Source organism: Paenibacillus sp. 1SOY10, assembly GCF_056836745.1.
In genome coordinates, this window is record NZ_JBXENK010000001.1 from 430,494 (window position 1) to 443,573 (window position 13,080).

At 49.0% G+C, this 13,080-nt stretch carries 13 protein-coding genes; 2 read left to right on the plus strand and 11 right to left on the minus strand.

Annotated elements, in window-relative coordinates:
• Positions 1-354 precede the first annotated feature (354 nt).
• The gene (locus tag AC1VOR_RS01950; RefSeq protein ID WP_482615503.1) at positions 355-1,959 is read left to right on the plus strand and encodes a YifB family Mg chelatase-like AAA ATPase; all 1,605 of its coding nucleotides are present in this window, start codon (positions 355-357) and stop codon (positions 1,957-1,959) included.
• Here the strand turns inward: AC1VOR_RS01950 and AC1VOR_RS01955 are convergent.
• The 10 genes from AC1VOR_RS01955 to AC1VOR_RS02000 all read right to left on the minus strand — a co-directional run bounded on the left by AC1VOR_RS01955 (position 1,946) and on the right by AC1VOR_RS02000 (position 10,303).
• Entirely contained in the window at positions 1,946-2,698 is a 753-nt protein-coding gene (locus AC1VOR_RS01955) for a hypothetical protein (RefSeq protein ID WP_482615504.1), read from the minus strand. The two genes, AC1VOR_RS01950 and AC1VOR_RS01955, sit on opposite strands and share 14 nt — an antisense overlap.
• Positions 2,699-2,894: 196 nt before the next feature.
• Positions 2,895-3,287: a YraN family protein gene (locus tag AC1VOR_RS01960; protein ID WP_482615505.1), complete on the minus strand. Its 393-nt coding sequence runs from the start codon at positions 3,285-3,287 to the stop codon at positions 2,895-2,897.
• Entirely contained in the window at positions 3,280-3,585 is a 306-nt protein-coding gene (locus AC1VOR_RS01965) for an EscU/YscU/HrcU family type III secretion system export apparatus switch protein (protein WP_482615506.1), read from the minus strand. The genes AC1VOR_RS01960 and AC1VOR_RS01965 overlap by 8 nt, the downstream gene beginning before the upstream one ends.
• Positions 3,582-5,642 carry a flagellar hook-length control protein FliK gene (locus AC1VOR_RS01970; protein WP_482615507.1) on the minus strand — a complete coding sequence of 687 codons (2,061 nt, stop codon included), beginning with the start codon at positions 5,640-5,642 and terminating at the stop codon, positions 3,582-3,584. Before AC1VOR_RS01970 ends, AC1VOR_RS01965 begins: the two co-directional genes overlap by 4 nt.
• Before the next feature lie 69 nt (positions 5,643-5,711).
• Positions 5,712-6,332 carry a ribonuclease HII gene (locus AC1VOR_RS01975; protein ID WP_482615508.1) on the minus strand — a complete coding sequence of 207 codons (621 nt, stop codon included), beginning with the start codon at positions 6,330-6,332 and terminating at the stop codon, positions 5,712-5,714.
• 166 nt (positions 6,333-6,498) lie between these two features.
• The gene (ylqF, locus tag AC1VOR_RS01980; protein WP_482615509.1) at positions 6,499-7,362 is read right to left on the minus strand and encodes a ribosome biogenesis GTPase YlqF; all 864 of its coding nucleotides are present in this window, start codon (positions 7,360-7,362) and stop codon (positions 6,499-6,501) included.
• A 51-nt stretch (positions 7,363-7,413) separates the two neighbouring features.
• A complete protein-coding gene (gene lepB, locus AC1VOR_RS01985) occupies positions 7,414-8,070 on the minus strand; it encodes a signal peptidase I (RefSeq protein WP_482615511.1) in 657 nt (218 codons plus the stop codon).
• 90 nt (positions 8,071-8,160) lie between these two features.
• Entirely contained in the window at positions 8,161-8,505 is a 345-nt protein-coding gene (gene rplS / locus AC1VOR_RS01990; protein ID WP_482615512.1) for a 50S ribosomal protein L19, read from the minus strand.
• 187 nt (positions 8,506-8,692) lie between these two features.
• On the minus strand, positions 8,693-9,475 hold the full coding sequence (locus tag AC1VOR_RS01995; RefSeq protein WP_482615514.1) for a patatin-like phospholipase family protein: 783 nt from the start codon (positions 9,473-9,475) through the stop codon (positions 8,693-8,695).
• Between the two features lie 63 nt (positions 9,476-9,538).
• Positions 9,539-10,303 (minus strand): Lrp/AsnC family transcriptional regulator, encoded by a 765-nt coding sequence (locus tag AC1VOR_RS02000; protein ID WP_482615515.1) that lies wholly within the window; start codon positions 10,301-10,303, stop codon positions 9,539-9,541.
• Between the two features lie 85 nt (positions 10,304-10,388).
• On the opposite strand from AC1VOR_RS02000, the gene AC1VOR_RS02005 reads away from it, so the two are divergent.
• Positions 10,389-11,399 (plus strand): beta-ketoacyl-ACP synthase III, encoded by a 1,011-nt coding sequence (locus AC1VOR_RS02005; protein ID WP_482615516.1) that lies wholly within the window; start codon positions 10,389-10,391, stop codon positions 11,397-11,399.
• On the opposite strand, the gene AC1VOR_RS02010 is transcribed toward AC1VOR_RS02005, so the two are convergent.
• Entirely contained in the window at positions 11,396-13,066 is a 1,671-nt protein-coding gene (locus tag AC1VOR_RS02010; protein WP_482615518.1) for an ABC1 kinase family protein, read from the minus strand. The genes AC1VOR_RS02005 and AC1VOR_RS02010 overlap by 4 nt on opposite strands.
• Between the last annotated feature and the right edge of the window lie 14 nt (positions 13,067-13,080).

Consider the following 13,080-nt stretch of genomic DNA (forward strand, 5'->3'; position numbering starts at 1 on the left):
TGAAAGGTTAAAAGTTGTGCGAGGCCTCTCCATTTCATGCAAGCGCTTTTAATTGTTGATTTTATCCTTAATCTTAAGTATCGTACCTTGGGCCAGTTATTTTGTTTTTCCTGACAGAATACGACAAAATATCTCAATATGAGATGAATGAAGCCTATTTCAACTTTTCTAATAAAGCTACTATTCTTGTGATATATTTGGTTGTTCTGAAACTTAAGTCCACGATACCTTGACAATTTTACAATGGAATCCTAAAATACATATTATTTAGTTGAACCGGAAAATAAGGAGGCACCTTTTTCCAAATCCGCTTTGTAATTGTGCGGTAATTTATGGGAAGGGGTGCTTTTTGCGATGTATGGAAAATTGCACAGTGCGTGCTTGTACGGTATTGATGGAGTTGTGATTGAGGTAGAAGTAGACTTGGCTAGTGGCATTCCCCAAACGCATATCGTGGGACTACCTGACTCTGCCGTTCGGGAAGCAGTGGACCGGGTGCGGGCAGCAATCAAAAACTGCGGGTACCGCTTTCCCCTTCAGCGAGTGACAATTAATCTGGCACCTGCGGATTTGAGAAAGGAAGGCGCTGCTTTTGACCTGGCCATCGCCCTTGCCCTGCTTACGGCGAGCGATCAAGTCAGACTGCCTGCGGATGAACGTATCTTGATCATTGGAGAATTATCGCTCGATGGCCAGCTTCGCCCAGTACCGGGCGTTTTATCGATGGTGGATCGGGCACGAAGGGAAGGCTTCCACTCTGTTCTGCTTCCGCGCGAAAATGCGGAGGAGGCCCTATTACTAGGAGGAATTCGGGTATATGGCATCTCGCATCTGAATGAACTGAATCCTGGGGCTGATGGCTCCAAGAGGGAAGAAAGTGATATGAGTTGTCATCCCCCGCAAGGAGAGGGACAACCCCTGATTTTGACCACGCTAAAACATCTTGAGGTTGAGTCAGGAGCGAGTTCCAGCATCTCTACCGCCCTGGCGCCTACGCTTGATTATAGCGATGTCGTGGGCCAGCGCCATATCAAACGCGCGTTGACCATTGCTGCCGCCGGCTTTCATAATATTGTGCTGATTGGCCCGCCAGGAACAGGCAAGACCATGCTGATTCAAAGGCTACCGTCAATCCTTCCTCCGCTGAGCCCGGAGGAATCGCTGGAGGTCACTAAAATCTACAGCTCGGCAGGCAAGCTGAACCAGCATGGACAAGGCTTGATCTCTGTCCGACCCTTTCGCTCCCCACATCACACAATCTCATCGGGAGGTCTGATTGGAGGTGGCAGCATTCCCAAGCCCGGTGAGGTGAGTCTGGCCCATCACGGCGTTCTCTTTCTCGACGAGCTGCCCGAATTCTCCAGGCAGGTGCTAGAGGTACTTCGTCAACCGCTTGAGGAACGTAAGGTCACAATTAGCCGCTCCCGGGCTGCATTTACTTTCCCAGCCCATTTTTTACTTGGGGGTTCTTTAAACCCATGCCCTTGTGGATTTTTTCGCTCCGAGCCGCCCCTGCCAGCTTGCACTTGCACGCCTTGGCGCATCGCTCAATACCGGGAGAAGCTCTCAGGCCCGCTGCTGGATCGTATCGATATGCAGGTGGAAGTACCAAGACCACAGCAATGGCAGGAGGATATCCAGCCTCTCAGTTCGGCTGATATGCGAAAGCAGGTGCTTAGTGCAGAACAAATTCAACGCCAGCGATACAAAGGCACCTCAATTTCCCGCAATAGTGAGCTTTCCGGAAGTCTGCTCAGAAGGTTTGCCCCGTTGGAGCCGGATGCAACCAAGCTGTTGCAAGCCGGGTTTGAATCACTTGGGCTCAGTCTGCGAGCCTGCGACCGCATCATCAAGCTTGCCCGGACCATCGCGGATCTGAACGGACAAGAACAAATTCGAGCAGAACATATTGCCGAAGCCATTCAATACCGCCAGTTCGACCAGCTTACCACTCATTAACCGCGTACAGTACGGCTCCTACAATCTGCTTATATAATTCCGAGGAGAGCTGCTCGTACTTCTCGGATAAATTTTTCTCCCGAGCCATTCCCCAGGGGGAATCGTTCCAAGAGCCCATGCCCCCAAAGACATCTGCGGAGCTAGCCGCGTGGAACATGTTCAAATGCTTCTGTGGCAAGGGAATTTCAATACCGGACGCTTTGGGCGACTCTCCTGTTAGCACCTGCTCCGCTTGTCGGAACAAATAGCCAAAATTGTCACACTCAATATCGTCAGCCAACTGGGCAATTTCACGAAGCACTTTGGCAAAATCCTCTGTATTATCTGGGAAAACAGGCTTCTCTTGCGGCGGGTTTTCCCAGCGATGTTCAACATAATGGATGTCCCATCCCTTTTTCCCGGTATTGAATGTCCACGTCGGCATTAAATACGTGACTTCCCCATCCTTGTAAAAACAAGTCAGCAGGTTACGGCGCGCACCGGCAAAAGCAAGCAAATGCCTATCCTGTACCTCGGCAGGGGTCAAAAATTTGACCTCTGTCAGTTTGCGTTTGAGAGCTTGTTTATACCATTCCTCCACGTTGTTGAATGGACTTCTCACTGCCCTATCCTTGTGAAGACAATCGAAGGTCACGGAATGCTCGTAGGAGGTCGTCTTGTACTTTATTTTGCTCTTCTGTCTCAACGCCTGCTTCGTGCTGGCTACAAGACTACTGATTTGATACATTTCTCCGTTCATGTCTTCCAAGTTCCCCCTCTTCGTACGATAGTGATTAGCAATAACTGTATACTACATCAAGTCCGTGGCACAAGGCACTGAAGAAATAACGGGCCAGGACTTCAAGGGGGATGATTCCCACTAAAGTCCTGGCCCATATTTATTTAATATAAGTTCCACCCTTAGCTTAGGTAACGATACAATGATGCCCCGCGGCTTAGAAGGCCGCCGGGATATGCTCCAGTTCTACTTTTCCAGTCCGGTCAAAGGTAATGGCAATCACATCAAATCGAACATGGGCATCCGATTGCCCGGTCTGATGCAAATACACTGCCGCAGTGCTGCGAACCTGAGCGATTTTACGAGGAGTCACTGCCTCAACAGCCGTTCCATACCCAGCAGCCCTGCTACTACGGCTTCGGACTTCAACGATAATGATCCAGTCTCCTTGCCGGGCAATCAGATCAATCTCTCCGGAACGACAGTGCCAGTTACGCTCCACGATTGTATAGTCAAGGGAGAGTAAATACTCAGCGGCTGCCTGTTCCGCATGACGTCCCCGCTCTTTTCGCTCATCTCCCGGAGTTCTTTTCCTGTATGGGTTATTCAAGGAACAACTCTCTTTCCATCATTTTATCGGAACGATATATAAACGTTAAAATTTCCGCGACCAGATCATACAGCTCGGCTGGAATTTGCTGATCCAGATCCAGCTTGGACAGCACCTCCACCAGAGCGGCATCCTCCTGAACAGGAATCCCATGTTCCCGAGCCGTCTCCAGAATACGCTCTGCCAGCAGTCCCTTACCCTTGGCAGCCACGATAGGGGACTCTCCCTGACCAGGATCATATTTCAAAGCAACCGCCTTTTTGAAAGCCAATTCAGGCTCTTTTGCCCCTTCACTCATACCCGGTAATCCACCCCTTTGTAGGGACTTGGCGCATAGGACAGCGGCAGGCTGAAATCCGTCGTCTCCCCTTCTTCTGTCTCAGGTGAGATGAGTGGCTCCGCCTTCAGCGAAAGAAGCTTGTAGCCAGCCCCAGCTAGTGCCGTCTCAATCTCGTCATGACGAGATTCCAGAAATACACCGGTGACTTCCTTCTCGCTGTACAGCTTAAGCAATACCTTCTTATCAGCAACCTGTACGTCGACCATAATTTGTCCTAATGCTTGCATCTGCAAATCGAACCATAACCGGCAGTTAGCCGGGTCCAATTCGCCCTTGCGGCCACGGCGCGATTCGATATGCACCGCGGCGGTCTGCTGCCCGTCGGGACCGATGAAGGGCAGGAACATCGTAACCTGCGCAAATGGAGCGGTCCGATCGGTATTCAGTAGCAACTGCTGTCCGGTCAGTTGCATCACCAGTTGCCGAGCGGCCTCTTGCAAAGGCGGCGGCAGTTCGCTTGAGGCCATCGCCTGCAGCAGAAGGCCCTTCAAGCTCTCTTGCGCAGCCGTGCTGGCGGTGCCGGTCATCGGCACGCCGCCGCTGCGGGCGGCCACGACGGCCGCCTCGCTGGCCGTAGGCTGCGCAGGGGCTCCCGCCGCGCGCGCATCCAGCGCGGCGGGTTCCTTGGGCGGCGTCGTGCTCACGCCGCCCGCCCCGGTTGCTGCGCCCTCCTGGCGCAGCAGCGGGGCTTCGCCCGGCGCGGCCGTAGGCACGCTGCCGGCTCCCGGGCCGCCGGGCGCCTGTGCGCCCCCGGCGGGAGCCCCCGCGGCGCCGCCTGCCTGCGGCGGCGCTTCTTGCGCCGCGGCCGGGGCCGGCGTACCGCCGCCCGGCCCGGCCGCGCGCAGCACTTGCTGCTCGTGCTCCGCACCGAGCAGCTTCAGCACGCGCCCTACCCACGGCTCTGCCGCGGGGGCGGGGTGCGTGCTCGCTGGCGCAGCCCCGGCGGCGCTACCGCCGCCGGGTAACGGCGCTGTCGCCGGAGGAGCGGGGCTACCGGCGACAAGGCCACTCCCTCCCGGCATCGCTGTGCCGGGAGCGCCTCCCTGCTGCGGGCTACTGGCTCCCCGGCCCGCGGTTCCCCCGGCCATGCTCTCCTCCGTCATAGCCGAACTAAGCGCAAGCAGCAACGTTTGTAGCCTACCTGCTAACTCGGCAGAGGCGCCCGCATTTCCGGCAGATACGCCTGCCGTCAGTGCTTGTCCCCCTACCCCGCCGGCAGGCAAACCTCCTTGCTGCGCTAACTGCACCAGACCCGCCGCCTGATTTGGCTGAGCTGTACCACCAGCCACAGTACTCCCTGCCACCGAAGATGGCGAAGCTCCCGTTCCAACTCCAGGTTGCGGTGTCTGATTGGAAGGCATTGCTGTGGGTGCGGGAGTGACGTTCTTCCCCCCCGTCCCACTATTTCCGCTCTCAGGCTGACGCAGAAAAGCAGCCAACTGATCCTCGAGCGAGGATAACAGTATATGAAGTGGAGGACCAAAAATAGCTTGATGCAGCCCTGCAACCGATTCACCCGTAATCGGCAGGCCACGGCTAAAGGCAATACCCGCCGCCTGAACCCACTCCGACAAGGGCACCCCGGCAGGCCTTTGACCGGATATCTGTTGTAGCAATAATACATTTTCCTTCGTCAAAGGCAGTCCGCTCTTCTGCATTAACTGCAGGAGTTCCCGATTAGCCGGGGTATCCTCAAAGCCTAAGGATTCCAGTGTCTTGGTAAGGGAAGCCGCAGATAACACCGTATTGGCCGTCATCTCCATAGGCTTTAGTACGGGCAATCCCCCCTCGGCTTCAGGCTGGACCTGAAGCAACGTGGTTTCTCCCGGACGAAGTGGAGTTTCCAGAGCTGCGTGTAACTTGACACCCTGAACCTGGATTACCGCATCCTGCCCATTCTCCGATACGGATAACACCGTGCCCCGAACCACCTGCCCCGTTCTTAATTCCAAGGATTTGGGCTCCCCGGCCTTTACATCTCCCATCATGCTGCGCAGCAGCGGTCCGATATTCATAACTTCCCCTCCTCCTATAACCTGATATGGAAAACCCGCCTCCTGCGAGAGCGGGTCAATGACACGGGTTTAGAACAACGTCTGCTCTTCTTCCGCAAGCAGGTTTCGCATAAAGCTTCTGCGGTGCAGCGGCGTGGGTCCAAGGGCTAAAATCTGCTCACGATGAAATTTGGTCCCATAACCCTTATGTATGGCAATACCGTACTCAGGATACCTCGCATCCCATTCCCCTTGGCATAACCTGTCTCGCGTCACTTTGGCGATAATCGAGGCTGCGGCAATCGACTGGCTGGTCGCATCTCCCTTGATGACCGACAATTGGGGGATCGGAACATCCACCTTCTCAGCATCAATCAGCAGAAAATCTGCCGGAACTGCCAGCCCTTCTACCGCTTGCTTCATAGCCAGCCGAGTCGCTTGCTTGATATTAATTCTGTCGATGGTCGCCGCATCCACATAACCAATCCCTACGGCCAACGCCTGATCCATAATGATATCGTATAATTGATCTCGTTTTTTTGCGCTTAGCTTCTTAGAATCATTGACGTCCTGGAGCACAAGCTGCTGGGGCAAAATGACCGCTGCGGCCACCACATCTCCGAACAAGCAACCTCTTCCCACTTCGTCAATGCCAGCAATATGCTGATAGGAAGCTCCATATTCCTGTTCATATTTCAACAAGTCTTCCATAATGCCTCCTTCAAACCTCCACCGTGGAACTTGCCTATAAGCTACTCCAAGCTGATGGAAGTCACCACTATGGCCTTATCCCTTATTATCGGCTTTCTGCCTTGGATTCTATAGTACATCCTGTGAAAAAACAAATAGCCCCCGGCGAGAGGCCGACGGCTATTTCTTAGTAAGGTGCTTCTAGTGAATATCTACCCAGCTTACCGGCCCTGAGCTCACGAAGCAGGATTTGCGACGCCTTCTCCAAGTCCACACGTCCACCGCTCATAATGCAACCGCGCTTACGCCCAACTGCCTCCATCACGGCAACAATCTCATCAGGATTCTCATAGTCCTGCGGCTCTTCAGCCAGCTCAAAACGTGCCTGGAATGGTTCCCAATAATAACGGACGAGATATTTGACCGCAAAAAAGGCGATATCTTCCACATTCAGGATCTCTTCTTTAATGGCTCCTGTCACGGCCAACCGGTAACCTACGTTTTGATCCTCGAATTTGGGCCATAGAATACCCGGCGTGTCCAGTAATTCCATCTCCGTACCGACCTTAATCCATTGCTGTCCCTTGGTTACACCAGGCCGATCACCGGTAGCGGCTATTTTCCGACCAGCCAGCCCGTTAATGAGGGTCGACTTACCTACGTTAGGGATCCCTACAATGAGAGCCCGCACCGCCCGGGGATTGATTCCCTTGGCAATTTGCTTCTCAATCTTATCCTTGAACAATTCCTTCGCCAAGCGAGGAATTTCCTTTAAGCCTTGCCCGCTGGAAGCGTCCGCTTCCACCGCCAAATGACCCTCTTGCTTAAAGTGTTCGATCCACTGCTTTGTCACAAGCGGGTCAGCCAAATCAGCTTTGTTCAGCACGATCAAGCGTGGCTTGCCCTGCAAAATCTCATCAATCATCGGATTACGACTGGATACAGGCAGCCGAGCGTCCAGCAGTTCTATCACCACATCGATCAGCTTCAATTTATCCTGAATTTGCCGGCGTGCCTTGGTCATATGACCGGGAAACCATTGTATTGCCAAATTTGCTCACCTCATATTTCCAATGAACGCGCCTTCTAGTTTACCCTTCAATTAATGCCGGATGAACTTAAAATCGCTCAGCGGCCAAAATACCATATCGGCTCGGCCCACAATTTCATTGTAGCTAACGTAGCCGATTCTCCGGCTATCGGTACTGTTCGACCGGTTATCCCCCAGCACAAACACGTACCCCTCAGGTACAGTTCCGTCAGGCACGTCCTGGTTCGGGAAGTTGGCTTCTATATTATATAACTCATTAAGTTTATGCTTCTCATCGACAACATCTTTAATGTATGTCTCGTCCACGATTTGTCCATTTACCGTTACCGTGTCCCCTTCTACTTGTACAGTATCTCCGGGAACTCCAATCACACGCTTGATAAAATCACGACCCTCCTGCGGAACATGGAATACGATAACTTCTCCATGCTTGGGATCGCGTATATCATAAATGATCTTGTTAACGATAATACGTTCACTCGTGTGAAAATTAGGCTGCATGGACGAACCATCCACGATAAACGGTGCAAAGAACAGCCAACGGATCAAGAGAACGAGCACAACAGCGATAATAATGGCCTTTAGCCATTCCAGCATCTCGCTTTTTTCATTCTTATCCTTATGTACCGTTCCCGGCCCTTCCGGTTGCCCCATCTGGTCAAACGACTGCGAATGCTCCGAATAGTGCTGCTCTCCCTGTGTCTCCATGGGTCGCGGCCTCCCTTATCCCTCACAAATGGGTAAATGGAAAAAGTAAAGGGGCTTGAATATACAAGCCCCTCTTGTTCGTTAATTAAATTAACGACGCACTTCTTTAATTCTCGCTGCTTTACCGCGAAGTTCACGAAGATAATACAACTTCGCACGACGCACTTTACCACGGCGAGCCACTTCGATTTTATCGAGTTTTGGGGAATTGATCGGGAAAGTTCTTTCCACACCTACACCATTCGAAATTTTACGAACGGTAAAAGTTTCGCTAATTCCACCGCCACGACGCTTGATAACAACACCTTCAAACAATTGGACACGCTCACGAGTTCCCTCAATAACCTTAACGAACACTTTCAAAGTGTCCCCAGGGCGAAAACTCGGAATATCCTTGCGAAGTTGTTCTTGCGTAATCGCTTGTACGATATTCATCTATGACTCCCTCCTTCCACTCAGGTGTTCATGCCTCTTCCGGAGAAATCTCAGTGTTCTCCTTCATCATCCGCAGCGGACCACCGAATTCACAACAAAAGTAATAATATCATATTTACAAGCTCATCGCAAGAAATCATTGACAGCAGAAATCATTGACACTACTAGTCTCATTTGCGACTTCGCTCTAATTATCCATAATCAATTGGGTTATCTGGGGCATAAGGAGTTCAGTTGCTTGCTCCCCGGCTTCAATACATTCCATTGTTTTTGTAAAGTCAAATGCAGCATACTGCCCAACATCTGGTCGAATAACTAGATTGGCCATGTGTAAGCTACTATGCTTACGCTCCGCGGTCATTAAACTATAAGAACGGTAAACAACCTCCACCATGTTGCGGGGCTGTTTTTTCTCATGCTCACGGGCAACATCTACAGCAATAATATAATCCACGTCTTCACTCAGCATTTCTGCAACTGGTAAATTGTTTAATACTCCTCCATCCACCAACATTTGATTATTCACGACGAAAGGAGCGAATACACCAGGAAAAGCAGATGTTGCTCTTAAAGCCACTCCAAGATCCCCTTTATCTAAAGTGATCTGCTTCCCTTCCATCAAATCTACAGTGATCGCTTTAAAACGAATTGGAAACTGCTCAATCTGGAGACCTTTTTTATTATTTTTTTCAAGCAACTCCCCAACCATTTGGCTAACTCCATTACCAGCGAGTAATCCTCGTTGCCATAGACCTAGATCAATAAAGCGATATTTGGGTGTATGGACAAAACAATGTTCTATGTTTTGTGCAGAGATACCAGCGGCGTAAAGTCCTCCGATCACTCCTCCCATACTTGTGCCAATGATGCAATGAAGTGGTATCTGATGCTTCTCCAATGACTTCAACACACCTACATGGGCTAGCCCCCGAACTGCTCCCCCACCTAACACCAATCCTATTTTCTTCAAATTCATTCAACTCCTAATGGAAATGCCCAAAACACCAAAAAATAAGTTAAAAAGACGCTTGCTTCAGGCAAGCGCCTCAGTTACAAAGTCAGCTAAAAGTTTGTGTTCCTCATTGGACAAGCTGCCAATTATTTTTACATACGCGCCTAACAAATCTGCCACTTCGTTGCTAATTTCTTCGCTCATACTTTGAATCATCATTCCCATCACCGTACCTACAAACATCAGTAAACTAGTGCTATAACCAGCAGTTGTATTAATGATTTTGCAAATAACCGTTTCAGTGCGACCTCCAACTTTTCTCAAATATACAATTAATATACCCAAAACATAGCCGCAAAATTCCAGGTTTGATTTTCTTTTGGGTATCTCATCCAGCATCTTTTTCAGTAGGTCTTGTAAACTGGTGTACTTGAGACTATTGAGCATCTCCCACAACGCCTGCATGCTCTCTTCCCAGTTCTCAACGTTTCCTTCAAGAGGACGTTGTTGTTCAAATAATTCTGTCGCTTGCTGTGTTGGAGTAAACACAACTTGAGAGCGACCTGTCTCGTTTGGATTCACTTCGTAGCTGCGTGTAACATACCCTGACTTTTCAATGGCTGTAAGCATATCATAGGCAGTCCATTTACTAACTCCAATAGCTTTAGCCAGTGCTTCATAATGAACAGGCAGCCTTTGCTTTCGATACATCCCTACAAGCTTATCCAGAAATTGAAGTCTTCTCTTAGATAACACCATGCAGTACCCCTTTTCTTGATTTAACAACCTGTTTAAATTGTGTTTTTTGGTTTTTTGTGATTTAATATTATCATCTTGAATTTTCATAGTCAACTACTACTATTTAGTACTATTACTATTTAGTTTTTTGGTCTTTTGTATAATTTATTTGAATTTGTATGGAGGATTTATTATGAAACAAACTTCTGGTTCCCCAAAAGCAGTTATTAGCGGTACAGGATTCTATGTGCCTGGATACCCGGTAACAAATAAGAATTTATCCACTATAATAGATACTTCCGACGAGTGGATTACCCAACGCACAGGGATCAAACAGCGACATATCGCCTCGACACAAACATCCATTGCGGATTTAGCTGTTGCTGCTACAACAAAGGCACTCTTCCAATCACAACTTTCTATTCAAGATATTCAATTAATCATTGTCGCCACTTCCACCGCAGAGTACGCCTTCCCCTCAACTGCCATGCTAGTGAGGCATAAGCTTGGATGTGTCGCTCCAGCCTTCGACTTATCTGCAGCCTGCACCGGCTTCATCTATGCTCTTTCTGTGGGCAGTCAATTCATTCAAACAGGTGCCTATGATAATGTACTTATTATTGGTGTAGATAAAATGTCTACTATTGTGGACTGGAAAGACAGACAAACTGCCGTCTTATTTGGCGATGGAGCTGGAGCGGTTATTATTAAGCAGCAATATTCTGCATATCCCAGCTTCTTCCGGTTAGAATCCGAGAAAGGAGTACCTGAACTCCTCCAAGCCCCGGTCAAGGGCCCAATTACGATGCAAGGTAGTGAAGTATTCAAATTTGGCGTTCGTTCCCTTAGCCAAGCAATTCAGGAAACACTACAGCAGCTCCATTTAGAATTAAAGGATGTAGCCCTGATTATTCCTCACCAGGCAAATATAAGAATTATTCAGAGCGCAGCAGAACGACTTGGAATAACTATGGACAAGTTTTATGTGAATATTCAACACTACGGTAATACTTCCGCTGCCTCTATTCCCATTGCACTCGCAGAAGCGGTAGAACAAAAGAAATTGTTCCCGGGGGATCTTGTTTTAATGGTGGGATTTGGTGCTGGATTATCCTGGGGCGTAAGTGTGATACAGATATCTTACAATGCAGTACATTGTTCCTCAGTGACTGAAGACATGCACCTTGTTTCTGAGCAGCTTTAAAAGCGGCCAGAACGAAAAATCGCGTAAATAAGCCAAAAAAACATGAGCAATGCAATCAAAAACCCGACTTCAATAACTGGAATCTTGCCGAGCATCGGAGACATCGTTCCACTTATAGCGGAGCCGATAATTAAACCAAGCATGATAATGCTTAAAGCCAGCAGCACAATGCTAAAGGATAATCGATTAATCACATGATCCAATTTTGTCAATAGCTCGCCTAACTGTGGGGAGTCTGCCTCAATTCGCAGCTTCCCTTTCCTCATTCCCTTGATCAGCTGCTTAAAAGCTGTAGGCATTTCTTTGGCTACATCAATAATATCCGGAATTTCCTCCATGAATTCCTTGCCGATCTCCAAAGGATTAAGCCGCTCCATAAATAGCTTCTTACCAAATGGCTCTGCGATATCCATCACACTGATGTCAGGGTCAAGGGCCGTTGCAACGCCTTCCATCGTCAAAAGTGATTTGCCCAGCATGGTCATTTCTCCTGGGATTTGAATCCGATGTCTATAGGCAACTTGGAATAAATCTTGCACAGCACCCCCTACACTGATTTGATTTAACGAAATATCATAATATTTCTGACGTAGCTGGTCGACATCCTTAAATAGCTCCGCATCATCCACATCATCAGGGATCACGCCCATGTTAGAAATAGCCCGGATAACACCTTTTGAACTTTGGTTGCGAAGTGAGATTAAAAATGAAACAAAATGCTTCTTTAGCGGGTTGTGCAACTCTCCTACCATCCCGAAATCCAGAAAGGCCAATCTGCCGTCGGGCAGCATCATTACATTGCCTGGATGAGGATCAGCATGAAAAAATCCTTGTTCCAGAATCTGTGAAAATATAGTCATTGCCAACCGATTTGCAAGCTGTTTGTGGTCAGCGTTTACTTTACTTAACTGAAGAGCATCAGAAAAGGATACACCTTGTATAAATTCCAGGGTTAGCACTCGCTTTGTTGTATATTCCCAATAAACTTCAGGAATATATACATAAGGCAACTGATTGCTGGTTCTCATTCTGTCCGCATTATGGGCCTCTTCCAAATAGTTTAGTTCACCCAACAGAGCACGACTTAGCTCCATAACTGCGGTTTGTAATTGATAATGTTTAGCCCATTCCATCTTCATCTCGCTAATACGCGCCCAGTCAGCCAATATTTCCAAATCTGTTTCCACCATTTCTTGGATACCTGGCCGCTGAATTTTCACAATAACTTCAGTTCCATTCTTGAGTACCGCACGATGCACTTGACCAATAGAGGCGGCTGCCAAGGGCTCCTCAGTGAAGGACAAAAAGATAGAAGAAATGGGAGCCCCCAGTTCAGCTTCTACTCGTTTGACCACTTCATGATACGGAAATGATTGGACATTATCCTGCAATTTCTGTAGTTCCTCTATGATGTCTGCTGGAATTAAATCAAGCCGAGTACTGGCGATTTGCCCCAGCTTAATAAAAGTTGGACCTAATTCCTCCAACATATGCTGTACTCGAACGCCAATTTTTTTCCCTTTAGACCCCGCTTCATCATGGCCAGTATGGAACCAATTCTTCCCTCTATCATTCAAGCCTTCAACAATATACCCTAGTCCATTCCGTGTTAATGCACTTACAATAGCCTGGTAACGCAGCAAGTGTTTAATTTTGTGAGTAAACAAAACAATCTCTCCAT

Excerpts from the sequence above, each read along its gene's own strand:
- AC1VOR_RS01970 (WP_482615507.1), bottom strand. The coding sequence starts at position 5,642 with ATGAATATCGGACCGCTGCTGCGCAGCATGATGGGAGATGTAAAGGCC.
- AC1VOR_RS01955 (WP_482615504.1), bottom strand. The coding sequence starts at position 2,698 with ATGAACGGAGAAATGTATCAAATCAGTAGTCTTGTAGCCAGCACGAAG.
- AC1VOR_RS01965 (WP_482615506.1), bottom strand. The coding sequence starts at position 3,585 with ATGAGTGAAGGGGCAAAAGAGCCTGAATTGGCTTTCAAAAAGGCGGTT.
- AC1VOR_RS02005 (WP_482615516.1), top strand. The coding sequence starts at position 10,389 with ATGAAACAAACTTCTGGTTCCCCAAAAGCAGTTATTAGCGGTACAGGA.
- rplS (WP_482615512.1), bottom strand. The coding sequence starts at position 8,505 with ATGAATATCGTACAAGCGATTACGCAAGAACAACTTCGCAAGGATATT.
- AC1VOR_RS02000 (WP_482615515.1), bottom strand. The coding sequence starts at position 10,303 with ATGAAAATTCAAGATGATAATATTAAATCACAAAAAACCAAAAAACAC.
- lepB (WP_482615511.1), bottom strand. The coding sequence starts at position 8,070 with ATGGAGACACAGGGAGAGCAGCACTATTCGGAGCATTCGCAGTCGTTT.
- AC1VOR_RS01975 (WP_482615508.1), bottom strand. The coding sequence starts at position 6,332 with ATGGAAGACTTGTTGAAATATGAACAGGAATATGGAGCTTCCTATCAG.
- AC1VOR_RS01950 (WP_482615503.1), top strand. The coding sequence starts at position 355 with ATGTATGGAAAATTGCACAGTGCGTGCTTGTACGGTATTGATGGAGTT.